At 70.8% G+C, this 25,133-nt stretch carries 23 protein-coding genes; 3 read left to right on the forward strand and 20 right to left on the reverse strand.

From position 1 onward, the window contains the following. Positions 1-2: 2 nt before the first annotated feature. The 4 genes from alaS to rpsD form a co-directional block, all read right to left on the reverse strand. Positions 3-2,690 carry an alanine--tRNA ligase gene (alaS, locus tag ABZ370_RS20060; protein ID WP_358622460.1) on the reverse strand — a complete coding sequence of 896 codons (2,688 nt, stop codon included), beginning with the start codon at positions 2,688-2,690 and terminating at the stop codon, positions 3-5. Next, complete coding sequence (locus ABZ370_RS20065) at positions 2,690-3,019, reverse strand: DUF6167 family protein (RefSeq protein WP_358622462.1); 330 nt, start codon at positions 3,017-3,019, stop codon at positions 2,690-2,692. Before ABZ370_RS20065 ends, alaS begins: the two co-directional genes overlap by 1 nt. 8 nt (positions 3,020-3,027) lie before the next feature. Next, complete coding sequence (locus tag ABZ370_RS20070; protein WP_358622465.1) at positions 3,028-3,468, reverse strand: DUF948 domain-containing protein; 441 nt, start codon at positions 3,466-3,468, stop codon at positions 3,028-3,030. Positions 3,469-3,714: 246 nt separating this feature from the next. After that, complete coding sequence (gene rpsD / locus ABZ370_RS20075) at positions 3,715-4,326, reverse strand: 30S ribosomal protein S4 (RefSeq protein ID WP_358622467.1); 612 nt, start codon at positions 4,324-4,326, stop codon at positions 3,715-3,717. Positions 4,327-4,519: 193 nt separating this feature from the next. Between rpsD and ABZ370_RS20080 the strand changes: the two genes are divergently transcribed. Next, positions 4,520-5,266: a DUF2470 domain-containing protein gene (locus ABZ370_RS20080; protein WP_358622469.1), complete on the forward strand. Its 747-nt coding sequence runs from the start codon at positions 4,520-4,522 to the stop codon at positions 5,264-5,266. 40 nt (positions 5,267-5,306) lie between these two features. Here the strand turns inward: ABZ370_RS20080 and ABZ370_RS20085 are convergent, their stop codons facing one another. From ABZ370_RS20085 to ABZ370_RS20100, 4 genes are all read right to left on the reverse strand, one after another. Next, positions 5,307-6,674: a replication-associated recombination protein A gene (locus ABZ370_RS20085; RefSeq protein WP_358622471.1), complete on the reverse strand. Its 1,368-nt coding sequence runs from the start codon at positions 6,672-6,674 to the stop codon at positions 5,307-5,309. A 74-nt stretch (positions 6,675-6,748) separates the two neighbouring features. Then, positions 6,749-7,396: a vitamin K epoxide reductase family protein gene (locus ABZ370_RS20090; protein WP_358622473.1), complete on the reverse strand. Its 648-nt coding sequence runs from the start codon at positions 7,394-7,396 to the stop codon at positions 6,749-6,751. Between the two features lie 258 nt (positions 7,397-7,654). Next, the gene (hisS, locus tag ABZ370_RS20095) at positions 7,655-8,917 is read right to left on the reverse strand and encodes a histidine--tRNA ligase (protein WP_358622476.1); all 1,263 of its coding nucleotides are present in this window, start codon (positions 8,915-8,917) and stop codon (positions 7,655-7,657) included. A 14-nt stretch (positions 8,918-8,931) separates the two neighbouring features. Next, the gene (locus tag ABZ370_RS20100; RefSeq protein ID WP_358622478.1) at positions 8,932-9,651 is read right to left on the reverse strand and encodes an MBL fold metallo-hydrolase; all 720 of its coding nucleotides are present in this window, start codon (positions 9,649-9,651) and stop codon (positions 8,932-8,934) included. Positions 9,652-9,810: 159 nt separating this feature from the next. Here ABZ370_RS20100 and ABZ370_RS20105 point away from each other — a divergent pair, with 159 nt between their 5' ends. After that, entirely contained in the window at positions 9,811-10,671 is an 861-nt protein-coding gene (locus ABZ370_RS20105) for a peptidylprolyl isomerase (RefSeq protein ID WP_358622480.1), read from the forward strand. 214 nt (positions 10,672-10,885) lie between these two features. Then, the gene (locus ABZ370_RS20110; RefSeq protein ID WP_358622482.1) at positions 10,886-12,115 is read left to right on the forward strand and encodes a DUF349 domain-containing protein; all 1,230 of its coding nucleotides are present in this window, start codon (positions 10,886-10,888) and stop codon (positions 12,113-12,115) included. An 82-nt stretch (positions 12,116-12,197) separates the two neighbouring features. Here the strand turns inward: ABZ370_RS20110 and ABZ370_RS20115 are convergent, their stop codons facing one another. The 12 genes from ABZ370_RS20115 to ABZ370_RS20170 form a co-directional block, all read right to left on the reverse strand. Further along, a complete protein-coding gene (locus ABZ370_RS20115; protein WP_358622485.1) occupies positions 12,198-14,723 on the reverse strand; it encodes a RelA/SpoT family protein in 2,526 nt (841 codons plus the stop codon). Positions 14,724-14,890: 167 nt separating this feature from the next. Beyond that, positions 14,891-15,496: an adenine phosphoribosyltransferase gene (locus tag ABZ370_RS20120; RefSeq protein ID WP_358622487.1), complete on the reverse strand. Its 606-nt coding sequence runs from the start codon at positions 15,494-15,496 to the stop codon at positions 14,891-14,893. Further along, complete coding sequence (gene secF, locus ABZ370_RS20125) at positions 15,493-16,626, reverse strand: protein translocase subunit SecF (RefSeq protein WP_358622489.1); 1,134 nt, start codon at positions 16,624-16,626, stop codon at positions 15,493-15,495. Before secF ends, ABZ370_RS20120 begins: the two co-directional genes overlap by 4 nt. Before the next feature lies 1 nt (position 16,627). Then, positions 16,628-18,448, reverse strand: coding sequence for a protein translocase subunit SecD (gene secD, locus ABZ370_RS20130; RefSeq protein ID WP_358622492.1), 1,821 nt, complete (start codon positions 18,446-18,448; stop codon positions 16,628-16,630). Between the two features lie 150 nt (positions 18,449-18,598). Next, entirely contained in the window at positions 18,599-19,138 is a 540-nt protein-coding gene (yajC, locus tag ABZ370_RS20135; protein ID WP_358622494.1) for a preprotein translocase subunit YajC, read from the reverse strand. Positions 19,139-19,342: 204 nt separating this feature from the next. Beyond that, complete coding sequence (gene ruvB / locus ABZ370_RS20140) at positions 19,343-20,446, reverse strand: Holliday junction branch migration DNA helicase RuvB (RefSeq protein WP_358622497.1); 1,104 nt, start codon at positions 20,444-20,446, stop codon at positions 19,343-19,345. A gap of 67 nt (positions 20,447-20,513) precedes the next feature. Next, on the reverse strand, positions 20,514-21,134 hold the full coding sequence (gene ruvA / locus ABZ370_RS20145; RefSeq protein WP_358622499.1) for a Holliday junction branch migration protein RuvA: 621 nt from the start codon (positions 21,132-21,134) through the stop codon (positions 20,514-20,516). Next, complete coding sequence (ruvC, locus tag ABZ370_RS20150; RefSeq protein ID WP_358622850.1) at positions 21,131-21,676, reverse strand: crossover junction endodeoxyribonuclease RuvC; 546 nt, start codon at positions 21,674-21,676, stop codon at positions 21,131-21,133. Before ruvC ends, ruvA begins: the two co-directional genes overlap by 4 nt. A gap of 141 nt (positions 21,677-21,817) precedes the next feature. Next, on the reverse strand, positions 21,818-22,570 hold the full coding sequence (locus ABZ370_RS20155) for a YebC/PmpR family DNA-binding transcriptional regulator (RefSeq protein ID WP_358622502.1): 753 nt from the start codon (positions 22,568-22,570) through the stop codon (positions 21,818-21,820). Positions 22,571-22,686: 116 nt separating this feature from the next. Continuing rightward, complete coding sequence (gene pdxT, locus ABZ370_RS20160) at positions 22,687-23,286, reverse strand: pyridoxal 5'-phosphate synthase glutaminase subunit PdxT (protein WP_358622504.1); 600 nt, start codon at positions 23,284-23,286, stop codon at positions 22,687-22,689. A gap of 120 nt (positions 23,287-23,406) precedes the next feature. After that, positions 23,407-24,339: a pyridoxal 5'-phosphate synthase lyase subunit PdxS gene (gene pdxS, locus ABZ370_RS20165; RefSeq protein WP_358622506.1), complete on the reverse strand. Its 933-nt coding sequence runs from the start codon at positions 24,337-24,339 to the stop codon at positions 23,407-23,409. 219 nt (positions 24,340-24,558) lie between these two features. Beyond that, the gene (locus tag ABZ370_RS20170; protein WP_358622509.1) at positions 24,559-25,101 is read right to left on the reverse strand and encodes a hypothetical protein; all 543 of its coding nucleotides are present in this window, start codon (positions 25,099-25,101) and stop codon (positions 24,559-24,561) included. Positions 25,102-25,133: the final 32 nt, after the last annotated feature.

Here is a 25,133-nt window from a genome sequence, read left to right on the forward strand (position 1 = left end):
GGTTACTTGCCCGATTCCGCGACGAGCCGCTCGACGGCCTCGATGGCGTCGCCGATGGCGTCCGGGTTCTGGCCGCCGCCCTGGGCGACGTCCGGCTTGCCGCCGCCTCCGCCACCGAGCGTCTTGGCGGCGGTACGGACCAGGTCACCGGCCTTGAGGCCGCGCTCGCGGGCCGCCTCGTTGGTGGCGATGACGGTCAGCGGACGGCCGCCTCCCACGGTGAACAGGGCGACGACGGCGGGCCGGTCGACGGCCCCCGACTTCTGGTCCAGCCGTCCGCGCACGTCCAGCACCAGCTTGCGCAGATCGTCGGCGGTCGTGCCGTCCGGCACCCGGCCGGTGGCCAGGGTGACGCCCCGGACGTCCTTGGCGCCCTCGGCCAGCCCGGCGGCGGCCTGCAGCACCTTCTCGGCGCGGAACCGCTCGATCTCCTTCTCGGCGTCCCTGAGCTTGGCGAGCATGCCGGAGATCTTCTCCGGAAGCTCCTCGGGACGGCCCTTGACCAGGTCGGTGAGCTGGGAGACGACCGTGTGCTCACGGGCGAGGAAGTTGTACGCGTCCACGCCGACCAGGGCCTCCACGCGGCGCACACCGGAGCCGATGGAGGACTCGCCGAGCAGCTTCACCAAGCCCAGTTGGGCGGTGTTGTGAACGTGCGTACCGCCGCACAGCTCCTTGGAGAAGTCGCCGATGGTCACGACGCGCACCCGGTCGCCGTACTTCTCGCCGAACTCGGCGATGGCGCCCTGCTTCTTGGCGTCGTCCATGCTCATCACCTCGGCGGTGACGTCGAGTTCGCGGGAGAGCACCTCGTTGATCTTCTGCTCGACGTCGGTGAGCACCCCGCCGGGGACGGCGGACGGCGAGCCGAAGTCGAAGCGGAAGCGGCCGGGCGAGTTCTCCGAACCGGCCTGCGCGGCCGTCGGGCCCAGGGCGTCGCGCAGCGCCTGGTGGGTGAGGTGGGTGGCGCTGTGGGCGCGGGCGATGGCCCGGCGGCGCCTGATGTCGATCTCGGCGTACGCGGCGGAGCCGACCGTCACCTCGCCGACCTGGACGACGCCCTTGTGCACGCTGACGCCCGGCACCGGCTGCTGGACGTCCCGCACCTCGACGACGGCGCCGGAGGCCAGCTTGATCTTGCCGGTGTCGGCGAGCTGGCCGCCGCCCTCGGCGTAGAACGGGGTGCGGTCGAGGACGACCTCGACGTCGTCGCCCTCGGAGGCGGCGGGCGAGGAGACCCCGTCGACCAGCAGGCCGACGACGGTGGACTCGCCGGAGGTGTCGCTGTAGCCGGTGAACTCGGTCGAGCCGGAGGTGTCGGCGACCTCGCGGTAGGCGGACAGGTCGGCGTGGCCGGTCTTCTTGGCCCTGGCGTCGGCCTTGGCGCGCTCCCGCTGCTCCCGCATCAGGCGGCGGAAGCCGTCCTCGTCCACCGAGAGGCCCTGTTCGGCGGCCATCTCCAGGGTGAGGTCGATCGGGAAGCCCCAGGTGTCGTGGAGCAGGAACGCCTTGTCGCCGGGGAGCACCGTGCCGCCCGTGGACTTGGTGTCGGTGACGGCGGTGTCGAGGATGTTGGTGCCGGCCTTGAGGGTCTTCAGGAAGGCCGACTCCTCGGCGAGCGCGACGGTCTCGACGCGCTTGCGGTCGGTCAGCAGCTCCGGGTACTGCTGGCCCATCGTCTTGAGGACGACGTCCACCAGCTCGCCGACGACCGGCTCGGTGGCGCCGAGGATGCGCATGTTGCGGATGGCTCGGCGCATGATGCGGCGCAGCACATAGCCGCGGCCCTCGTTGCCGGGGGTGACGCCGTCGCCGATGAGCATGACGGAGGTGCGCATGTGGTCGGCGACCACGCGCAGCGATACGTCGGACTCGTGGGCGGCGCCGTAGGCGACCCCGGTCAGCTCGGTGGCCTTGTCCATCACGACGCGCAGGGTGTCGGTCTCGTACATGTTCCGCACGCCTTGCAGGATCATCGCGAGGCGTTCGAGGCCGAGGCCGGTGTCGATGTTCTGGCTGGGCAGCTCGCCGAGGATGGGGAAGTTCTCCTTGCCCTCGCCCGCGCCCCGCTCGTACTGCATGAAGACCAGGTTCCAGATCTCCACGTAGCGCTCGTCGTTGACGGCCGGGCCGCCCTCCTCGCCGAACTCCGGACCACGGTCGTAGTTGACCTCGGAGCAGGGGCCGCAGGGGCCGGGGACGCCCATGGACCAGTAGTTGTCCTCCATCCCGAGCCGCTGGATGCGTGTCGAGGGGACGCCGACGACGTCGCGCCAGATGCGCTCGGCCTCGTCGTCCTGCTCGTAGACGGTGATCCACAGCTTCTCGGGGTCCAGCCCGTAGCCACCGTCCGCCACGGAGCCGGTGAGCAGCTCCCAGGCGTAGGTGATGGCGCCTTCCTTGAAGTAGTCGCCGAACGAGAAGTTGCCGCACATCTGGAAGAACGTGCCGTGCCGGGTGGTCTTGCCGACCTCTTCGATGTCCGGCGTACGCACGCACTTCTGCACGCTCACGGCGCGCTTGTAGGGCGGCTGGACCTCACCCAGGAAGAACGGCTTGAAGGGGACCATGCCCGCGTTGACGAGCAGCAGGGTCGGGTCGTCCGCGATGAGCGACGCCGACGGCACGACGGTGTGCCCGCGCTCCTCGAAGAAGCGCAGCCAGCGGCGGCGGATTTCAGCCGACTCCATCAGTGGTCCTCATTTCGGGCGTTCGGGTAGGGGTTCGTCGAGGTGTGGGTGAGCTGGGCCCGGCCGCGCTGGGCGGGCAGCTGCGTAAGGTCGTTGGGGGGCGCCGAAGTCAGGCCCAGGGCGTCCTTGAGCGCCACCTCGCGGTCGGCCATGCCGTCGCGCACGTCGAGCGCGAAGACCTTGATCCGCCGTCCGGCGAGCACCGCCCGGTCGGCGGCCTGCGCCGCCAGACTCTCGGGGGTGAGCTGATTGAGCTTGCGCTGGACCTTGGTGGTGGCCCACACACCGGCTGCGACGCCGGTGGTGAACCAGAATGTGCGGCGGAACATCCGGTCTCTCAGCCCTTCGATCCACGGTTGCGGCGGCCGCCCCGGCGGGCGGACGGCAAGGTCTTACCGATGACAACAGTGCGCGCGGGCCCCTCCCCGGGCGGCACCTTGCGGCCGATCGCGCGCCGGACGCCGTAGCCGAACGCCGCCACCTTGACCAGCGGTCCGCCGAAGGCGGAGGAGACGGTCGAGGACAGCGCCGAGGCGTTGGAGGTGACTTCCTGGACGTCGGAGGCGATCGAGTCCACGCGGGCGAGCTGGGTGTTCGCTTCCCGCACCGTCGCGGACGCCTCGCTGAGCAGCGGCACCGCCTGCTCGGTGACCTCATCCACCAGCCGGGTGGCCGCCTTGAGCGTCTGGGCGAGCCTCACCAGGGCGAGGGCGAGGAAGGACACCAGGATCGCCCAGAAGACGGCCACGAGAATCCCGGCCACCTCTCCACCGGACACGTTGCACCGCTCCCTGCTGCCGATCGCGTCGGTCGTCGTTGTTCAGGTCGTCCGTCATTCGAGTCGTCCGTCGCCCGCCGGTCTCGGGCGGTCGTCCGGGCGCGGGCGGCAGGTCTCGACCCTATCGCGCCGGGCAGGCCCGGCCGAAACGCATTCCGCTCCGCCAAACAGCCCGCGGGTTCCCCCTCGACACACACTGGTCGACGGGGAACCCGCGGGCTGGATGAGCAGGTACGGTCCGCTGGATCAGCGGGCGTAGTACTCGACGACGAGCTGCTCGTCGCAGATCACCGGGATCTCCTTGCGGTTCGGGTCCCGGTCGAGGCGGAAGGCGAGCGCCTTCAGGTTGACCTGCAGGTAACGCGGGGTCTCGCCGTCGGGGGCGTAGCCACCCTCGCGGGCCACCTGGAAGGGGTGCTTCTCGCGGCTGCGCTCGCGGACCATCACCACGTCGTCCGGGCGGACCCGGAACGAGGGCTTGTCGACCTTGCGGCCGTTGACCTCGATGTGACCGTGGACCACCATCTGGCGGGACTGGTAAACCGTGCGGGCGATTCCCGACCGCAGGACGAGCGCGTCCAGACGGCGCTCAAGCTCGATGATCAGGGCCTCGCCTGTCTTGCCATCGACCTTCCGAGCGCGGTCGTAGGCACGGGCCATCTGGCGCTCGCTGATGTCGTACTGAGCGCGCAGGCGCTGCTTCTCCAGCAGCCGGACCTTGTAGTCACTGGTCTGCTTGCGGCCACGGCCGTGCTCGCCGGGCGGGTAGGGACGGGCCTCGAAGTACTTGACGGCCTTCGGCGTCAGCGCGATGCCGAGTGCGCGCGACTTCTTGACCTTGGGACGCGACTGGTTCACGTGGAACGAACCTCCATGTAAGTTAGGTGAGCCTTACCTTAGCCGAGGAGAACGCATGTTTCGACCTGGGATCCCCCTGCCCAGCACTGCTCAGAGTCTTGAGGAGGGTCAGCCGCGTCCCAAGGAAGACGCCCTGCGGCCCACGGCGGCAGAGCGTGTACGGACTCTCGTCGACGCCAAGGCTACGGCGTCGTTGACGATTCCCGGAATCGAGGTCCCCGACGATCTCCCGACGGACGGACCGGCCGCCCGCGCCGTCACTCCGGACGGGGATGTGCTGTTGCTGGTCTCCGGCGCCTCACCGGCGGCCCGCGCCGCGGCCTACGCGCAGGACGACGATCTGACCTGCGTGATGGAGATCACGGACGTCGCCCCGGTCTCGGTTCCGCAGCGAATCCGCGGCCGCGCCTGGGTGGCCGGCTGGCTCACCCCCGTACCCGGCGGCGACCGCGCCACCAGCGCGGCACTGCTCGCCCAGCACCATCCGGTCGGAGAGCTGCTGGGCCTCGGAGAGGCCCTCCAGCCCGACTCCGCCGCCGGTCCCCCTGCCCGGACAGCCGCCTGGACGCTGCTGCGGCTGGAGGTCGCCGAGGCCTGTGTGGACGACCTTTGGGGTGCGGACGGCGTCGAGCCGGAGGAGTTCGCGCAGGCCACCCCCGACCCGCTCGCCCCGCACGAGGCCGAGCTGCTGCAGCATCTGCACGCGGCCCACAGCGACCAGGTGCACGGGCTGTGCGCGCTGCTGGGCGAGCGCTCGTCCGCGGTGTGCACCCGCGGCCCCGCGATCCCCGTGGCCCTCGACCGCTTCGGCCTGCGCGTCCGCTTCACGGACGACGCCGACCAGCCGTTCGACGCGCGCTTCGACTTCCCGGAGCCGGTGCGGAGCGTCACCGAACTGCGCTACGCGATGCACACCCTGTTCGAGGCGGCCGCCGACTAGGCCCGGGCCTCGCGGCGCACGCCTTTACGAGAACTCCGGCTTACGAGGACTCCGGCGGCGGGTCGCCGCGCAGTCGCGCCCGGACCCGCTCGACCACATCGGCGTAGCGGGCCTCCGCCCCGTACCGCGTCGGCTCGTAGTAGCGCTTCCCGTGGATCTTGTCCGGTGCGTACTGCTGTGCCGCGATGCCGCCCGGCAGATCGTGCGGATACAGATACCCCTGGGCGTGGCCGAGCTTTTCGGCGCCCTTGTAGTGCCCGTCCCGCAGATGCGGCGGCACCGGGCCCGCGAGCCCGGCCCGGACATCCGCCATCGCCGCCCCGATCGCGGTCGTGGCCGCGTTGGACTTGGGCGCGAGCGCCAGCGCGATCGTGGCATGGCTCAACGTCAGGGCGGCCTCGGGGAAGCCGATCAGCGCGACCGCCTGCGCCGCCGCCACGGCGGTGGGCAGGGCGGTCGGGTCGGCCAGCCCGATGTCCTCACTCGCCGAGATCATCAGCCGCCGCGCGATGAACCGCGGGTCCTCCCCCGCCTCGATCATCCGCGCCAGATAGTGGAGCGCGGCATCCACGTCCGAGCCGCGGATCGACTTGATGAGAGCGCTTGCCACGTCATAGTGCTGATCACCGTCCCGGTCATAGGTGACCGCGGCCCGGTCGACCGCCTCCTCCAGCGTGGTCAGCGAGATCTCCGCCTCGCCCTTGGCGATCGCCGACCCGGCACCCGCCTCCAGCGCGGTGAGCGCCCGCCGGGCGTCGCCACCCGCGATCCGCAGCAGATGCCCCTCGGCCTCCTCGGGGAGGGTGACCGCGCCGCCGAGCCCCCGCTCGTCGGTCAGCGCACGACGGAGCAGCCCGCGCAGATCGTCGTCGGTGAGCGACTCCAGGGTGAGCAGCAGCGAGCGGGACAGCAGCGGGGAGATCACCGAGAAGTACGGGTTCTCGGTGGTGGCCGCGATCAGGGTGACCCAGCGGTTCTCCACGGCGGGCAGCAGCGAATCCTGCTGCGCCTTGCTGAAACGGTGGATCTCGTCCAGGAAGAGCACGGTCTCCCGGCCGTACGCCCCCGACGAGCGGCGCGCCCCGTCGATGACGGCGCGCACCTCCTTGACCCCCGCGGTGATCGCGGACAGCTCCACGAACCGCTTCTGGGTGGCCTGGCTGACCACGTACGCGAGCGTGGTCTTCCCGATACCGGGCGGGCCCCACAGCAGGACCGAGGACGGCCCGGCCGGACCTCCGCTGCCCTCGCCGACCAGTCTCCGCAACGGCGACCCGGGGCGCAGCAAATGCTGCTGGCCCACGACCTCGTCCAGCGTGCGCGGGCGCATGCGTACGGCCAGCGGACTGCTGGCCGGGTCCTTTTCCTGGCGGTCTTCGGCGGCGGCGGTGAACAGATCTGGCTCCACCCGGGAAGCCTATGACACCCCACCGACAGCGCCCCTTCCCCGGGGCCGGGGCCTGCTGCTTCCCGAAGCTGGGGCTAGCTGGTCCAGAAGTCCCACCAGCGCGTCAGGATGAGCATCCCGATCACGCCGATCCACATCACCGGCACCACCCAGTGGAACTCCAGCAGCCCGCGCCGCAGTCCGTCCGGCGCCGGGAGGTATCCGTGCTTGAGGTTGTGGCCGGTGACGTAGCAGAACATCACGATGGTGGCGACCCAGGCGAGGCAGCACCACAGGCACAGCGAGCCGATGACGTACAGCGACTCGTACTGGAGCCAGGTCACGAAGCCGACGCCGAAGAGGGTGCCCGCATTGAACGTCAGCCAGTACCAGCGCGGGAAGCGCGCCCCGGCCAGCAGGGACACGCCTACGCAGATGACGATGCCGTACGCGACCAGGCCGAGCATGGGGTTCGGGAAGCCGAACGCCGCGGCCTGCTTGCTCTCCATGATGTTGCCGCAGGAGACCACGGGGTTGAGGCTGCAGCCGGGGGTGAAGACCTTGCCGTCGGCCTTGTACTCAAGGATCTTGTTCTTGTCGAGCGTGATGACCCAGGCCGCCAGCAGCCCCATCGCGCCGGTGATCACGAGCAGGAGCGCGAAGGCGCGGCCGCCTCCCGTTCCGGCCCGTGCGCCGTCCCGCGCCTCGTCGGACTCCACGTCGTCCATCAGTGTCGTCGCCATATCGCCGTCCGTCGTTCTCCACACTGTCCGGCCCCGTCGGGCACGGCCATTGTGCCCCAACCCATGGCCCGGTACTGCCGCGTTGCCCGGACCCGGCCATCTTCCCGCGTCGCCCGTTCGGCGGACATAAGGACAGGCCGGGGCGCCGGAATCCCGCCCCTGACGGGGCGGGAACGGCGTTCGGGAAGCGGTGCCGGGCGGCGGACCGATTGACCGGATGAACCGGACCCGCCGCGTTGACGGCCGGCCGGCCCCGGGTCAGCTCAGCTTCGCCTGGAGCGTGGTCACGATCTTGGACAGCGGAACGGCCTCCTGCTCGCCCGACTCCATGTCCTTGAGCTGGACCACGCCCTCGGCGAAGTCCCGCTCGCCCGCCACGATCGCGTAGCGCGCCCCGCTCCGGTTCGCGGCCTTCATCGCGGCCTTGAGCCCCTTGCCGCCGTACGCGAAGTCCGTCGCCACGCCTTCCTTGCGCAGCTCGCCGACCACGCCGAAGAGGACCTTGCGGGCCTCCTCCCCCAGCGGCACGGCGAAGACGCTCGTCGCGTCGGGCAGGTCCAGCCGGACGCCCTCGGCCTCCAGCGCGAGCACCGTACGGTCGACGCCGAGCGCCCAGCCCACCGACGGGAGGGCCGGGCCGCCGATCATCTCGGACAGGCCGTCGTACCGGCCGCCGCCGCCGACCGCGGACTGCGAGCCGAGCCCGTCGTGGACGAACTCGAACGTGGTCCGGGTGTAGTAGTCGAGGCCGCGGACCAGCTTCGGGTCGTCCTCGAACTCCACGCCCTGCGCGGTGATCAGCTCGCGCACCTGCGCGTGGTACTCCCGGCAGCCGTCGCACAGGTAGTCGCGCAGCAGCGGCGCCCCGGTCAGCTGCTTCTGGACCGCGTCGCGCTTGTCGTCGAGCACCCGCAGCGGGTTGATGTCGATGCGCCGCCGGGTGTCCTCGTCCAGGTCGAGCGCGCGCAGGAAGTCCTGGAGGGCGGCCCGGTAGACGGGGCGGCACTCGGTGTCGCCGAGCGAGTTCAGCAGGATGCGGAAGTCACGCAGCCCCAGCGACCGGTAGGCGTCGTGCGCGAGGATGATCAGCTCGGCGTCCAGGGCCGGGTCCTCGGCGCCGATCGCCTCGGCGCCGACCTGCGAGAAGTGCCGGTAACGGCCCTTCTGGGGGCGCTCGTAGCGGTAGTACGAGCCGGAGTACCAGAGCTTGACCGGCAGGCTGCCGGCCTTGTGCAGGTTGGCCTCCAGCGCGGCGCGCAGCACCGACGCCGTCCCCTCGGGGCGCAGCGCCAGCTCGTCGCCGCCCTTGGTGGTGAGGGTGTACATCTCCTTGGTGACGATGTCGGTGGACTCGCCGACACCGCGCGCGAAGAGCTCGACGTTCTCGAAGCCGGGGGTCTCGATATAGCCGTAGCCGGACCGCCGGAGCGGGGTGGCGATGGCGTCCCGCACCGCGAGGTAGGTCGCGGAGACCGGCGGGATCAGGTCGTAGGTGCCCTTGGGGGCCTTGAAGGTGCTCAACGTGGGTTCTCTCGTCACATTCCTCGTCGCGGAGCCGCGGCCGCGTCGGCGGCGTCTCCGGGGCCGTCGGCCACCTGCCGCAGGAAGGGGTTGGTGGCGCGCTCGCGGCCGATGCTGGTCTGGGGGCCGTGGCCGGACAGCACCACGGTCGAGTCGTCGAGCGGCAGGCACACACGGGCCAGGGACTCGAGGATCTCGGCGTGGTCGCCGCCGGGCAGATCGGTGCGTCCGATGGAGCCGGCGAAGAGCAGGTCGCCCGAGAAGAACACCGGAGGGATGTCCGGCTGCTCGGGCAGCCTGAAGGTCACCGACCCCTTGGTATGGCCCGGCGCGTGCGCGACGGTGAACTCCATTCCGGCCAGCTTCAGTTCGGAGCCGTCGGCCAGCTCCTTGACGTCGTCCGGCTCGCCGACGGTCAGCTCGCCCATCAGCTGCGTCCCGATGGACCGCCCGAGCGCCTTGGCCGGATCGCTCATCATGTAGCGGTCGGCGGGGTGAATCCACGCCGGTACGTCATGAGCGCCGCAGACCGGGACGACCGAGGCGACGTGGTCGATGTGGCCGTGGGTGAGGATGACGGCGACGGGCTTGAGCCGGTGTTTGGCGACGGCCTCCTCGACGCCTTGGGCCGCCTGATGGCCCGGGTCGATGATCACGCACTCCTCGCCGGCGGCGGGGGCGACCAGGTAGCAGTTGGTCCCCCAGGCCCCGGCGGGGAACCCGGCAATGAGCACGATCGTCCTTAATTGTCGTCCGGAAGAGTTCGGCCGGCGAAAGAATGTCGGCAGCTCCAGAGCCTACCGGCGGCGGCCCCGGCACAGCGAACCCGTATACGGTACGGCCGAGCCCTCCGGCAGGACACCGATTGGCATACGGCGTGAGGAGACGACCCGGTGGTCAGTAGCGAGCAGCGGCGGCGGCAGCTTGCCCGGGAGAAGTACCTGCGGCAGCAGCAGCGGCGTGAGACGGCACGGCACAAGACCCGTCAGCGCAATGTGGTGATCGCCTCCGTACTGGCCGTGGTGCTGGCCGGCGGCGGGGCCGTGGCGGCCGCGGGCGCCTTCTCCGGGGACGGCAAGGACAAGAAGGACGACGCCGCCGCGTCCACCCCCTCGGCCCCCGCCACCAGCAAGGCGCCGGACCCGTGCGCCAAGGAGGCGAAGGCGGTCGCGGGCAAGAAGCCGAAGAAGATGTCGTTCAAGAAGGAGCCGGCGGTCACCATCGACAAGTCGGCCACGTACGCCATGAACATGGAGACCACCTGTGGTGACATCTCCATCGACATGGACGCGGCCAAGGCGCCGCACACGGTCAACTCGTTCAGTTTCCTGGCGGGCAAGGGGTACTTCGACCACACCAAGTGCCACCGGATGGTGAACCAGGGCATCTACGTGCTGCAGTGCGGCGACCCGCAGGGCACCGGCGCGGGCGGCCCCGGCTACACCCTCCCGGACGAGAACCTGAAGGACCCCTCCCTCAAGGGGAACAAGTACCCGGCGGGCACGGTCGCCATGGCGAACCAATACAACGCGCAGACCAAGAAGGGCCGCGACAGTGGCGGCAGCCAGTTCTTCCTGGTCTACAAGGACAGCCAGCTGCCGCCGGACTACACCCCCTTCGGGAAGCTCTCCAAGGAGGGTATGAAGGTCCTGAAGAAGATCGCCGCGGCCGGAGCGGCACCCGCCGATCAGATGGGGAACACCGCTCCGAACGCCAGCGTGGTGATCAACAAGGCGACGGTCACCAAGTCCTGAGGTCGCCGGGCGTGCGTACCGCGAAATTTCGGTCGCGCAGGATACGGACAGCCGGGGCACCGGTCGCCTATGTTGGCGTTGTACAGGGTGTCTGCCGCGATGGCCGTACCACCCTGCTGGGAGACCGGCCCGGGCGTCGCTGCCCGGCCGGAAGAAACTGTGGACGATGCCCGCGGGACGCGCGCCCGCCCCGGCATCATGTGGAGGAGGCGCTGTGAGCAGCGAGCCTTGGGGCCGCGTCGACGAGGCGGGGACCGTGTACGTGCGTACGGCCGACGGTGAGCAGGTCGTCGGATCGTGGCAGGCGGGGTCGCCGGACGAGGCCCTCGCCTACTTCGAGCGCAAGTACGACGGTCTGGTCGTCGAGATCGGCCTTCTCGAGCGCCGGGTCAAGACCACCGACCTGTCTGCCAAGGACGCGACGGCGGCCATCGAGCACATCCGGCACCAGGTCGACGAGCACCATGTGGTCGGCGATCTGGAGGCGCTGCGCAAGCGGCTCGACCAGCTCGCCAAGGACGTCGAGGCGCGCCGTGAGGAGCGCCGGGCGGCCAAGGCGGTCCAGACCGACGAGGCCCGCCAGGCCAAGGAGGCGCTGGTCGCCGAGGCCGAGGAGCTGGCGGCCAGCGAGCAGTGGCGGGCGGCCGGGGAGCGGCTGCGCGCCCTGGTCGACATCTGGAAGGGCCTGCCGCGGCTGGACCGCAAGACGGACGACCAGCTGTGGCACCGGTTCTCGCACGCCCGCTCGGCGTTCTCCAAGCGGCGCAAGGCGCACTTCGCGGCGCTGGACGCGCAGCGCGAGGAGGCCCGGCAGACCAAGGAGAAGCTGGTCTCCGAGGCGGAGGCGCTGTCCGGCTCCACCGACTGGGGGCCGACCGCGGCCCGCTACCGGGAGCTGATGTCCGACTGGAAGGCCGCGGGCCGCGCACAGCGCGAGCACGAGGACGACCTGTGGAACCGCTTCCGGGGCGCTCAGGACGTCTTCTTCCAGGCCCGGGGCGCGGTCTTCGCGGAGCGCGACGCCGAGCAGCGGGAGAACCTGACCCGCAAGGAGGAGCTGGTCGTCGAGGCCGAGAAGCTGCTGCCGATCTCGGACCTGAAGGCGTCCCGCGCGGCGTTCCGGTCGATCAACGAGCGGTGGGAGGCCGTCGGCCATGTGCCGCGGGACGCCCGCGCCCGCATCGAGGGCCGGCTGCACACGGTCGAGCGCGCCTTCCAGGAGGCCGACGAGACCGAGTGGCGGCGTACGAACCCCGAGGCGCGGGCGCGCGCCCAGGGGCTCACCGGGCAGCTTCAGGACGCCGTGGACAAGCTGCGTTCCCAGGTCGACGCGGCCCGCGCGGCGGGGAACAACGCGAAGGCCGACAAGCTCTCCAAGGAGCTGGAGGGCCGGCAGGCGCTGCTGGACCAGGCGCTCAAGGGCCTGGAGGAGTTCGGCGGCTGACGCCCGGCACCTGACACGGCGGAAACGCGAAGAGCGGCCCCGGGAGAGCCCGGGGCCGCTCTTCGCGTTCTGCGGCGCTTTCTCAGCGTGCGCGGGCGGAAGTGACCCGGTACACGTCGTAGACGCCCTCGACGCCGCGTACGGCCTTCAGGACGTGTCCCAGATGCTTGGGGTCGCCCATCTCGAACGTGAAGCGCGAGGTGGCCACCCGGTCGCGGGAGGTCTGGACGGCCGCGGACAGGATGTTCACGTGCTGGTCGGACAGGACGCGGGTGACGTCCGACAGCAGCCGGGACCGGTCCAGCGCCTCGACCTGGATGGCGACCAGGAAGACCGACGACTGGGTGGGCGCCCATTCGACTTCGAGGATGCGCTCGGGCTGCTGGGAGAGCGAGTCCACGTTGACGCAGTCGGCGCGGTGCACCGAGACGCCGCTGCCGCGGGTGACGAAGCCGATGATCGGATCGCCCGGCACCGGCGTACAGCACCGGGCCAGCTTGACCCACACGTCCTCGACGCCCTTGACGACGACGCCCGGGTCGGCGTTGGAGCGGCGCTTGGAGCGCCGGATGGGCGGGGCGGTCTCGGCGATGTCCTCGTTGGCCGCCTCCTCGCCGCCGAGGGCCGAGACGAGCTTGCCGACGACGCTCTGCGCGGAGACATGGCCCTCGCCGATGGCCGCGTAGAGCGAGGAGATGTCCGGGTAGCGCATCTCATGGGCGAGGGTGACCAGCGAGTCGCCGGTCAGGATGCGCTGGATCGGCAGGTTCTGCTTGCGCATCGCCCGGACGATCGCGTCCTTGCCCTGCTCGATGGCCTCGTCGCGGCGCTCCTTGGAGAACCAGCCGCGGATCTTGTTGCGGGCCCGCGGTGACTTGACGAAGCCCAGCCAGTCGCGGGACGGCCCGGCACCGGCCGCCTTGGAGGTGAAGACCTCCACCAGGTCGCCGTTGTCGAGGGTCGACTCCAGCGGCACCAGCCGCCCGTTGACCCGCGCCCCGATCGTGCGGTGGCCGACCTCGGTGTGGACGGCGTACGCGAAGTCCACCGGGGTGGCCCCGGCCGGGAGCGCTATGACGTCGCCCTTGGGCGTGAAGACGAAGACCTCGTTGCGGGACAGGTCGAAGCGCAGCGACTCCAGGAACTCGCCCGGGTCCTCGGTCTCCTTCTGCCAGTCCAGGAGCTGCCGCAGCCACGCCATGTCGTTGACCGCGTCGTCCTTGCCGGCCTTGCCCCGGGGCACGTCGGTGCGCACCTTGGAGGTCCCGGCGACCGCCTCCTGCTTGTACTTCCAGTGCGCGGCGATGCCGTACTCGGCGCGGCGGTGCATGTCGAAGGTGCGGATCTGCAGCTCGACCGGCTTGCCGCTGGGCCCGATGACCGTCGTGTGCAGCGACTGGTACATGTTGAACTTGGGCATCGCGATGTAGTCCTTGAACCGCCCCGGTACCGGGTTCCACCGCGCGTGGATGGTGCCCAGCGCCGCGTAGCAGTCGCGGACGGTGTCGACGAGCACCCTGATGCCCACCAGGTCGTAGATCTCGGCGAAGTCCCGGCCCCGCACGATCATCTTCTGGTAGACGGAGTAGTAGTGCTTGGGGCGGCCGGTGACGGTCGCCTTGATCCGGGCCGCCCGCAGATCGCCCTGGACCTGGTCGGTGACGACGGCCAGGTACTCGTCCCGCTTGGGGGCCCGCTCGGCGACCAGCCGGACGATCTCGTCGTACATCTTGGGGTAGAGGATCGCGAAGGCGAGGTCCTCCAGCTCCCACTTGATGGTGTTCATGCCCAGCCGGTGGGCGAGCGGAGCGTAGATCTCCAGCGTCTCGCGGGCCTTCTTCTCCTGCTTCTCCCGCTTCAGGTAGCGCATGGTGCGCATGTTGTGCAGCCGGTCGGCGAGCTTGATCACCAGGACCCGGGGGTCCTTGGCCATCGCGACGACCATCTTGCGCACGGTCTCGGCCTGGGCCGCCTCGCCGAACTTGACCTTGTCCAGCTTGGTGACGCCGTCGACGAGCAGGGCGACCTGGTCGCCGAAGTCGCGGCGCAGGGTGTCCAGGCCGTACTCGGTGTCCTCGACGGTGTCGTGCAGCAGCCCTGCCATCAGGGTGGCCGAATCCATACCCAGCTCGGCGAGGATCGTGGTCACCGCGAGCGGGTGGGTGATGTACGGATCGCCGCTCTTGCGCTTCTGGCCGCGGTGCCAGCGCTCGGCCACCTGGTACGCGCGCTCGATCTGGCGCAGCGTGGCGCCGTCCGCCTTGGGGTCGTTGCCGCGCACGATGCGCAGCAGGGGCTCCAGAACCGGGTTGTACGGGCTGGAGCGCTGCACGCCGAGGCGGGCGAGGCGGGCGCGTACGCGGTTGGACGAGCCGGAGCGCGGGGCCGGGCTCTGGGTGGTGCGCGGCGCGGCCGGGGCGGGCCGCAGCTCGCCGCGGGCCGCGGCCGGGGGCTTGGGCCGCGTCTGCTCGGGAGCGCCGGACGCCGGCGCCGGACGGTCCGCGCCGTTTCCGGGCGTGGCTGAGGCCGCCGTCGTCTGCTCGGCGGCGGCGGTCGCGTCCGGAGCGGGACGGACTCCGGGAGAGAGCGGCTGGGCCTCGTCTGGCAAGAGATGACTCCTCAAGCGGTCCGGACCCCGGGGGGTCGGGGTGCCAATGGTAGCGATCCCGCCACTCCGCTTGCCTGTCGGCAGCGATGTCCGGGGAATGCCGGAGGGCGGGGACCTGTTCTTCGCACAGGTCCCCGCCCTCCGGCGGCGGTGTCGGCGGATTCCGGTCAGACCGTGATCAAGGCCTCCAGCGGGGCGCTGTCCAGCGCGCCCACCAGACGTCTGCGGCCCTCCAGGAAGCCCAGCTCCATGAGCACGGCCACACCGGCGACCTGGGCGCCGGCCCGTCGGATGAGCTGGAGCGACGCTTCGGCGGTGCCGCCCGTGGCGAGCACGTCGTCGATGACCAGGACCCGGTCGCCGGGCTCCAGCGCGTCCGCGTGTATCTCGATCTCCGCGGTGCCGTACTCCAGCTCGTAGGACTGCCCCAGGGTCGCCCCGGGAAGCTTGCCCGCCTTGCGGACCGGTACGAAGCCGATACCGGCGCGCACGGCGGCCGGGGCGGCGAGGATGAAGCCGCGCGCCTCCAGGCCCACGACCTTGTCCGCCCGGTGCCGCACGCACAGCTCGGCGAGCGCGTCGGTCAGCGCGGAGAAGGCCGCGGCGTCGGCGAGCAGCGGGGTGATGTCCTTGAACATCACGCCCGGCTGCGGGTAGTCCGGCACGTCCTGAATCCGGCTGAGCAGCAGCCCGCGCAGCTCCTCGGTGCCGAGCGGTCCGGGGGCCGCGGTCACGGTGTGTTCCCCGGACTGTTCCGTGGCCTGGCCGCTCATCGGCGCTTCCCCGACGGTCGGCCGCGGCCCCGGTTGCGGGAGGCGGGCTGGCGGCGCTGGCCGACGACTCCGGCCGCGGCCGCGTCCTCCAGGTCCGGTTCGCCGCCCTCGGCCCCGGCCCCGTCGTCCTCCTGGGCCTCGCGCCCGGCATCAGCCTTGGCGGCCGCGGCGCGCTTGGCGCGCACCCGCTTGGCCAGCGCCTTCATCTGCGGGTCGCGGCTCTTGAGGTCGGAGACCAGCGGGGTGGCGATGAAGATCGAGGAATACGCACCGGCGGCGAGGCCGACGAACAGGGCGAGCGAGATGTCGTTGAGCATGCCCGCGCCGAGCAGACCGCCGCCGATGAAGAGCATCGCGCCGACCGGCAGCAGCGCCACGATCGTGGTGTTGATGGACCGCACCAGGGTCGAGTTGAGACTGCGGTTGGCCACTTCGGCGTAGGTGAAGCGGGTCTGCTTGGTGATGTCCTTCGACCCCTCCTTGAGACCGTCGAAGACCACGACGGTGTCGTAGAGGGAGTAACCGAGGATCGTCAGCAGACCGATCACGGTGCCCGGGGTGACCTCGAAGCCGACCAGCGCGTAGACACCGACGGTGATGGTGAGGTCGTGGATCAGGGCGATCAGGGCGGCCAGCGCCATCCGCCATTCGAAGGCGATGGCGAGATAGATCACCACCAGCACCATGAAGATCGCGAGGCCCTGCCAGGCCTTGCCGGCGATCTCCTCACCCCAGCTCGGGCCGACCAGCTGGGTGTCGATCTTGTCGGTCTTGACGCCCAGCTCCTTGGCCAGGTTCTCCTGGACCGGCACGGCCTCCTTGGTGCCCAGCTCGCTGATCTGGATGCGCAGGCCGCCGCGGCCCAGCTGCTGGACGACGGCGGTGTGGCCGCCGGACGCCTTCTCCGCCACGTGCTGGGCCTGGGAGACCGAGATCTTGCTGCTGGGGGTGTTGAAGACCGCGCCGCCGGAGAACTCGATGCCCATGTTGAGCCCGCGCACCGCCACGCCCGCGATGGCCGTGATGGTGATCAGTATCGAGATGGCGTACCAGATCTTCCGCTTGCCGACGAAGTCGTAGCCGACCTCGCCTCGGTAGAGCCTGGCGCCGAGATTGCCGAGTCGCGACATCTCACGCCTCCTTCGTGTCGGCGGGGCCGGGGGCGGCGGGACGACGGCGGCGCAGCGGCGGTTTGGCCCCGAGGCGCTTGGGGTCCAGACCGGACCACGGATGACCGTTCCCGAAGAACGGGCGGCGGGCGAGGAGCGTCATCAGCGGCTTGGTGAACAGGAACACCACGACGACGTCGAGCAGCGTGGTCAGCCCCAGGGTGAAGGCGAAGCCCTTCACCTTGCCGACGGTCACGATGAAGAGCACCGCGGCGGCGAGGAACGACACGAAGTCGGAGACCAGGATGGTGCGCCGGGCCCGGGGCCAGCCGCGCTCGACGGCCGGGCGCAGCGTGCGTCCCTCACGGATCTCGTCCCGGATGCGCTCGAAGTAGACGATGAACGAGTCGGCGGTGATACCGATCGCCACGATCGCACCGCAGACGGCCGGGAGGTTCAGTGCGAAGCCGATACCCGGGCCGAGCAACACCATGATCGTGTACGTCAGTATGGCGGAGACCCCGAGGGACGCCATGGCCACCAGGGACAGACCGCGGTAGTAGCCGACCAGGTAGATCACCACGAGGGCGAGGCCGATGGCGCCGGCGATCAGACCGGCCTGCAGCTGCTCACCGCCGAGGGCCGCGGAGACGGTGGTCTCGTCCGCGATGTCGAAGGACAGCGGCAGCGCGCCGAAGGACAGCACGTTGGCCAGGTCCGCGGAGCTCTGCTGGGTGAAGCCGCCGGAGATGGTGGCCCGGCCGCCGGTGATGGCGCCCTGGGTGACCTCGGGGTCGGAGACGACCTCGCCGTCCAGGACGATCGCGAAGCGGTTCTGCGGCGACTGCTGCTTGGTCAGGTCGCCGGTGACCTTGGCGAACTTCTTGGCGCCCTTGTTATTGAAGTCGAGCTGTACGATCCAGCCCCCGGCGTTCTGGCTCTCGAAGACGGACGAGGCGTCGTCCACGTCGGTGCCCTCGACCTCGGCGGGTGCGAGGACGAACTTGGAGTCGCCCTTCTGGCTGCAGGCCAGAACGGGGTCGGTCGGCTTGATGTTGGCCGCCTTCTCGGCGGCCGCGGCACGTCCGGCCCGGGTGGTGCAGTCCAGCGCCGCGAAGTCCTTGGCCAGCTTCTCCTGGCTCGGGGAGAGCGAGGGCTGGCCCGTCTGGCCGCCCCCGGGCGTCTTGGTCGGGGTGGGCGTCGGTGCCGCCTTGTCGGCCTTGACGGCCGTATCGGCGTTGTCGGCCTTGCCGGTCTGATCAGCCTTGTCGGCCTTCAGCGCCTCGGGGATGGCACGGCCCTGGGTGGAGGCGCTGGGAGTGGGCGAGCTCTCGGGCTTGCCGCTGCTGCTCTGGTCGCCCTTGTCCGTCTTCTTGCCCTTGGAGGCGCTCGCGGAAGGGGACGGGGTGCTGCTGGGCTGCTTGGTCTTGCCGCCGGAGGTGGTGGTCATCACCGGCCGGAAGTACAGCTGGGCGGTGGTGCCGACCTGCTGACGGGCCTGTTTCGCGTTCGTCCCCTTGGGGATGTTCACGATGATGTGCTTCGGGCCCTGGGTCTGGACCTCGGCCTCGGATACACCCAGGCCGTTGACCCGCCGCTCAATGATGCCGACGGCGGTGTTCATGTTGGCCGTGTTGATCGCGTTGGGCTTGCCCGGCTGGTTCTTGGCCTCCAGCGTGAAACTGGTGCCGCCCGCGAGATCGATGCCCAACCGCGGTGTGGTGTGACCGGAGATGAACATCCCCCCGATGAGCGCCACCATGGCGAACAGGATCACGGCCAGCGCGCGCCCGGGCCTGCCCTGTGACCCGGGGGACCTGCGGCCCTTCTTCGGTGCTGCCACCTTGTCGTATCTCCCTGTCCAACCGCCCCGCGGCGAATGTGCTCGGGGCGGCCACGAAGTCTTGTGGGGGCGTGCCCCCGCCGGAGCCTAGACCGTCCATGAATCACGGCGCGCCGAGCGGGGGCACGCCGTGGTTCACACAGTGCAGGACTACTTCGCGTCGGCGCCGCCGTCCCGCTTTTCGTCCTCGGGCGCGTCGGCCGCGTCGGCGTCGTTCTTGCCGAGGTCGATCTTCTTGGCGCCCGCCTTCTCGTCCTCCGGCTCACCGGCGGCCTTCGCCTCGTCGGCGGCGGCGTCGTCGGCACCGCCCGCAGGGGTGGCCGCGGGGGTGGTCAGCGACGAGGCGTCGTCGGGGACGACCGGCGCGTCGGAGCCGTCGACGGCCTCGACGCCATCCTCATCGGGGTCGATGCCGTGAACGATGTGGTTGTACTCGGCGTCGGAGAGGACCGCTCCCACCGCGTTCTTCGCGTAGATCGCGTGAACGCCGGGTGCCACCTCAAGAAGGACCGTGTCGTCGTGGACCTCCTTGACCGTCGCGTACATGCCGCCGATGGTCCGCACGCCGGTGCCCGGCTGCATCTCGTTCCGCATCTGTGCGGCCTGGCGCTGCTTGTTCTTGGCCGACCGCGTCATCAGGAACATGGCCCCGATAAGCACGATGAACGGCAGGAGAGTCACGATATTCACGGGACGGAGATCCTTCACACGACCGCTGGGGCGCGGCCTGGTCTACGGGGATGGGTATGCCGTACGGAAGAACGTCCGGCATACGGACGGCATCGGCGGAGTCTAAGCGAGCCCGCGCCTATGGAACAACGCCCGGCATGGCACCGGGGTTCCTGACCCCACCATTATTCGCTATTCAGGCCATGATGCCGGAGATGCGCGCCTTCATGCCTCGAAGAGGCCGCTCTGGCCGCCCCCGGCACCCCGCTGCGGCGGAGTGAGGCCCAGGTGCTCCCAGGCCGCGGGGGTCCCGATCCGGCCCCGGGGCGTACGGGCCAGCAGGCCCTCACGCACAAGGAACGGCTCGGCGACTTCTTCCACCGTCTCACGCTCCTCCCCCACCGCGACCGCCAGGGTCGACAGGCCCACCGGGCCGCCGCCGAACAGCTTGAGCAGGGCGCTGAGCACCGCCCGGTCCAGCCGGTCAAGACCCCGGCCGTCCACGTCGTAGACCGCCAGGGCGCTCTCGGCGATCTCCCGGGTGATCAAGCCGTCCGCCTTGACCTGGGCGTAGTCCCGGACCCGGCGCAGCAGCCGGTTGGCGATCCGGGGCGTGCCGCGCGAGCGCCCGGCGATCTCGGCGGCGCCGTCGGTCTCTATGGTCACCTCCAGCAGCCGGGCGGAGCGGTGGATCACGCGCTCCAGCTCGGCGGGGGCGTAGAACTCCATGTGGCCGGTGAAGCCGAAGCGGTCGCGCAGCGGGGGCGGCAGCAGCCCGGCCCGGGTGGTCGCGCCGACCAGGGTGAACGGCGGCAGCTCCAGCGGAATGGCGGTGGCGCCGGGCCCCTTGCCGACGATGACGTCGACGCGGAAGTCCTCCATGGCCATGTACAGCATCTCCTCGGCGGGCCGGGACATGCGGTGGATCTCGTCCAGGAAGAGCACCTCGCCCTCGGCGAGGGAGGAGAGGATCGCGGCGAGGTCGCCCGCGTGCTGGATGGCCGGGCCGGAGGTGATGCGGATCGGGGCGCCCATCTCGGCCGCGATGATCATCGAGAGGGTGGTCTTGCCGAGCCCGGGCGCGCCGGAGAGCAGCACATGGTCGGCGGTGCCGCCGCGCTGCCGGGCAGCCTTGAGGACCAGGTCCAGCTGCTCACGGACCCGCTCCTGGCCAACGAACTCCCCCAGGTCCTTGGGGCGGAGGGCGGCCTCCACCGCCTGGTCGTCCCCGTCTGCGTCGGCGCCCACCAGCCGGCTGCCCGCGTCGCCGGGCAGGGCGCCGGTGAGGGCGTCGTCGGCGTCGGCCGGTGCGGTCTCGTCCCAGTTCACTGCGTTTCGCCTCGCGAGATCGTGTCGAGCGGTCCGGCCGGGCGCGACAGGGCGCCCCGGCGGCCGGTCAGCGGGTGCGGTTCAGGGTCTGCAGGGCGGCCCGCAGCAGCTGCGCCACCTGCGGCGCACCGCCCTCGGCCAGGGTCGCCTCGGCCTGCGGGGTGACGGCGGCCACCGCCTCGTCGGCCTCCCGGGTGGCGTAGCCGAGGCCGACCAGGGCGGTGTGCAGCTGGTCGCTCCAGCCCGCGGCCGCGGCCGGGCGGGCGGCGGGCACGGTCCGGCCGACCGGGGCGCCGAGCCGGTCCTTCAGCTCCAGCAGCAGCTTCTGCGCACCCTTCTTGCCGATGCCGGGGACGGCGGTGAGCGCCTTCTCGTCACCGGTGGAGACGGCGAGCCGCAGCGCGTCCGGCGCGTGCACGGCCAGCATGGCCTGGGCGAGCCGGGGGCCGACCCCGCTGGCGGTCTGGAGCAGCTCGAAGACCTGGCGCTCGTCGTCGTCCGCGAAGCCGTAGAGGGTCAGGGAGTCCTCGCGCACCACGAGCGACGTGGCGAGCCGGGCCGGTTCGCCGACCCGCAGTCCGGCCAGGGTGCCCGGGGTGCACTGGACCGCCATCCCGATGCCGCCGACCTCGACGACGGCGGTGGTCGGGGCGAGGGCCGCGACCGGACCGGAGACGAACGCGATCATGTAATACGGCCTTTCGTGGTGCGGCTCGTGGTGCGGTGGGCCGCGACGGCCTGCTGGAGCCGGTTGGTCGCGGGGGCGCGCCAGATGTGGCAGATGGCGAGCGCCAGGGCGTCGGCGGCGTCGGCCGGTTTGGGCGGGGCGTCCAGCCGCAGCAGCCGGGTGACCATCGCGCCGACCTGCGCCTTGTCGGCGCGGCCTGAGCCGGTGACGGCCGCCTTGACCTCGCTGGGGGTGTGCAGCGCGACCGGCAGCCCGCGGCGCGCCGCGCAGAGCATGGCGACCGCGCTGGCCTGCGCGGTGCCCATGACGGTACGCACATTGTGCTGGCTGAACACCCGCTCCACCGCGACGTATTCGGGCCGGTGGGTGTCCAGCCACTCCTCTATGCCGCGCTCGACGAGGACGAGCCGCTCGGCGATCGCGGTGTCCGCCGGGGTCCGTACGACGCCGACGCCCAGCATCCGCAGCGGGCGGCCCGCGACCCCCTCGACCACGCCGATGCCGCACCGGGTCAGCCCCGGGTCCACGCCGAGTACCCGCACCGCGCCCCTCCCCTCGATCACGCTTCGGTCATCTGTTCCCGCAGGCTAGCGGCTGCCACCGACAAACCTGTCCGACAACGCCGACGGGCCGGTGGGGTGTGTCCCCGCCGACCCGCCCGCCATACGCGTACTGATATGCCCTCAGGCGTCGACCTTCGCCATGACCTCGTCGGAGACGTCGAAGTTGGCGAACACGTTCTGCACGTCGTCGCTGTCCTCAAGCGCGTCGATCAGCTTGAAGATCTTGCGCGCGCCGTCCTCCTCCAGCTCCACCTGCATCGTGGGCACGAAGTTGGTGTCGGCCGAGTCGTAGTCGATGCCTTCCTTCTGGAGCGCGGTGCGGACCGCGACCAGGTCGGTGGCCTCGCTGAGGACCTCGAAGGACTCGCCGAGGTCGTTGACCTCCTCGGCGCCCGCGTCGAGCACCGCGGCCAGCACGTCGTCCTCGGCCAGCTCGCCCTTGGGGACGATCACGACGCCCTTGCGGTGGAACAGGTACGACACCGAGCCCGGGTCGGCCATCGAGCCGCCGTTGCGGGTCATGGCCACGCGGACATCGGAGGCGGCGCGGTTGCGGTTGTCGGTGAGGCACTCGATGAGCACGGCGACACCGTTGGGGCCGTAGCCCTCATACATGATCGTCTCGTACTGGGCGCCGCCCGCCTCAAGACCGGCACCGCGCTTGACCGCACTGTCGATGTTCTTGTTCGGAACCGACTGCTTCTTGGCCTTCTGGATGGCGTCGTAGAGCGTCGGGTTGCCCTCGATGTCGGCCCCGCCCATCCGGGCCGCCACCTCGATGTTCTTGATCAGCTTCGCGAAGAGCTTGCCGCGCTTGGCATCGATCACGGCCTTCTTGTGCTTCGTCGTAGCCCATTTAGAGTGGCCGGACATCCGCCTGTCTCCTTCGCGTTACCCATTCCTGCACGAACGCCTGAGATCCTACCGGGATCGCCGCTCAGCGCGCGGCCCGCGCCCTCCCGTCGCCCACCGCCACCCGCAACGGACCGCTACGCGCGCTGAACCATCTCCACGAACAGGGCGTGCACCCGGTGGTCACCCGTCAGCTCCGGGTGGAACGAGGTCGCGAGGACATCGCCCTGCCGGACGGCGACCGCGTGACCCTCGTACGTAGCAAGCACCTCGGCACCGGCGCCCACCGACTCGACCCACGGCGCGCGGATGAAGACGCCCTCCACCGGACCGCCCTCGATGCCCTTGATACCGACCGCGGCCTCGAAGGACTCGTTCTGGCGGCCGAAGGCGTTACGGCGCACGATCATGTCGATGCCGCCCAGGGTCTCCTGGTCCTCCCGGCCGTCGAGGATCTTGTCCGCGACCATGATCATACCGGCGCAGGTGCCGTATACCGGCAGTCCCGCCCGGATGCGCTCGCGCAGCGGCTCCAGCAGCCCGAAGATCACCGCGAGCTTGGACATGGTGGTGGACTCGCCGCCGGGGATCACCAGACCCTCGACCTCGGCCAGCTCCTCGGGGCGGCGCACCGGCCGGGCCCGGGCGCCGGCCGCGGTGAGCGCGGCCAGATGCTCACGGACGTCGCCCTGGAGGGCGAGCACGCCGATGAGGGGAGTCTCGGACGTCTCGGACACGGTACGGGGACCTCTCGGATGTCAGGGTGATACGCGTCCGGTGGACGGCCCGCGGGCGGTGCGGGCCGTCCACCGGACGCGTGATGCGGTGCTTACCGGCCGGTGCCTACCGGCCGGTGCTCACCAGCCGCGGTTGGCGTACCGCTCGGCCTCGGGGAGGGTGTCGCAGTTGATGCCGACCATGGCCTCGCCCAGGTCGCGGGACGCCTCGGCGATGATCTTCGGGTCGTCGTAGAAGGTGGTCGCCTTCACGATCGCCGCGGCGCGCTTCGCCGGGTCGCCGGACTTGAAGATGCCCGAGCCGACGAAGACGCCCTCCGCGCCGAGCTGACGCATCAGCGCGGCGTCGGACGGGGTGGCGACACCACCGGCGGAGAACAGCACGACCGGCAGCTTGCCGGTCTGCGCGATCTCCGCGACCAGCTCGTACGGAGCGCGCAGCTCCTTGGCCGCGGCGTACAGCTCGTGGTTGTCCAGGCCGCGCAGCCGGGCGATCTCGCCCTTGATCTGGCGCAGGTGACGGACCGCCTCGACGACGTTGCCGGTACCGGCCTCGCCCTTGGAACGGATCATCGCCGCACCCTCGGCGATGCGGCGCAGCGCCTCGCCCAGGTTGGTGGCACCGCACACGAACGGGGTGGTGAAGGACCACTTGTCGCTGTGGTTGACCTCGTCGGCCGGGGTCAGCACCTCGGACTCGTCGATGTAGTCGACGCCCAGGGACTGCAGCACCTGCGCCTCGACGAAGTGGCCGATCCGGGACTTCGCCATGACCGGGATGGAGACCGCGCCGATGATGCCGTCGATCATGTCCGGGTCGGACATCCGGGCCACGCCGCCGTCCTTGCGGATGTCGGCCGGAACCCGCTCCAGCGCCATGACCGCGACGGCACCGGCGTCCTCGGCGATCTTGGCTTCCTCCGGCGTGACGACGTCCATGATCACGCCGCCCTTGAGCTGCTCGGCCATGCCGCGCTTGACACGGGCGGTGCCGGTCGCGGGAGCCGCCGGATTCTGGGCGGACGGGGACGTGCTGGCGGACGTGGTGGACACGGTTTGACCTCACTCGATAGTGAAAAGTGCGATGAGCCCATCGTAGGGCCGTTCGATACCTGTTCATGACCCGGCCATCCGGTCCGGGTCATGGACGTGTGTGGTACATCCATCAACGAAACCGGGTCCGGACGGGCCTCGGCAAGGGCCAATCGAAGGCCGGTGGCCCGAACGCCCTCGGCCCGAACGCCCCCGGAAGGCCGTTGGCGCGAACCGGCGTCAGTGCGACGCGCGCGCCACCAGGGCCGCCGGAGGCTCGTCCTCCATCTCGAACGCCAGCGGGAACGGCGCATGGCCCGCCAGCCGGAACCAGCGCACCGCGCGGTGGCGGCGCAGCGCCCGCGCCGCCCGTACCGCGTCGTTGTGGAACCGCCGCGCCATCGGCACCCGGCGCACCGCCTCCGCCAGCTCCTCCAGCGCCGCCTCGCCGCCCGGCGCCTCCCGCACCGCCTCGACCTGCGCGGGCTCCTCGAAGACGGCCCGCAGCGCCTGACTCAGCTCGCTCTCGGCGACCTCACGGTGCTCCTCCTCGCTCTGCCGCGCGGCGTGCGCGGCCTGATAGAGCACCATCGACGAGGCGGGGTCGAGCACTCCGGCGGTGCCCAGCTCCTGCGCGATGGAGGCGCGGCGCAGCAGCTGCGCGTCCAGCGCCGCCCGCGCCGCGTCCAGACGGCTGTGCAGCCGGTCCAGCCGCCCCGCGGTCCAGCTCAGATAGACGGCGACGACGACCAGCGCGACCGCGACCCAGATCAGTGTGCTCACGGCGCGCCACGCTACCGCCTGTAGGGCACCGG

This window comes from Streptomyces sp. NPDC005962 (assembly GCF_040629205.1).
Taxonomy (GTDB): Bacteria; Actinomycetota; Actinomycetes; order Streptomycetales; family Streptomycetaceae; genus Streptomyces.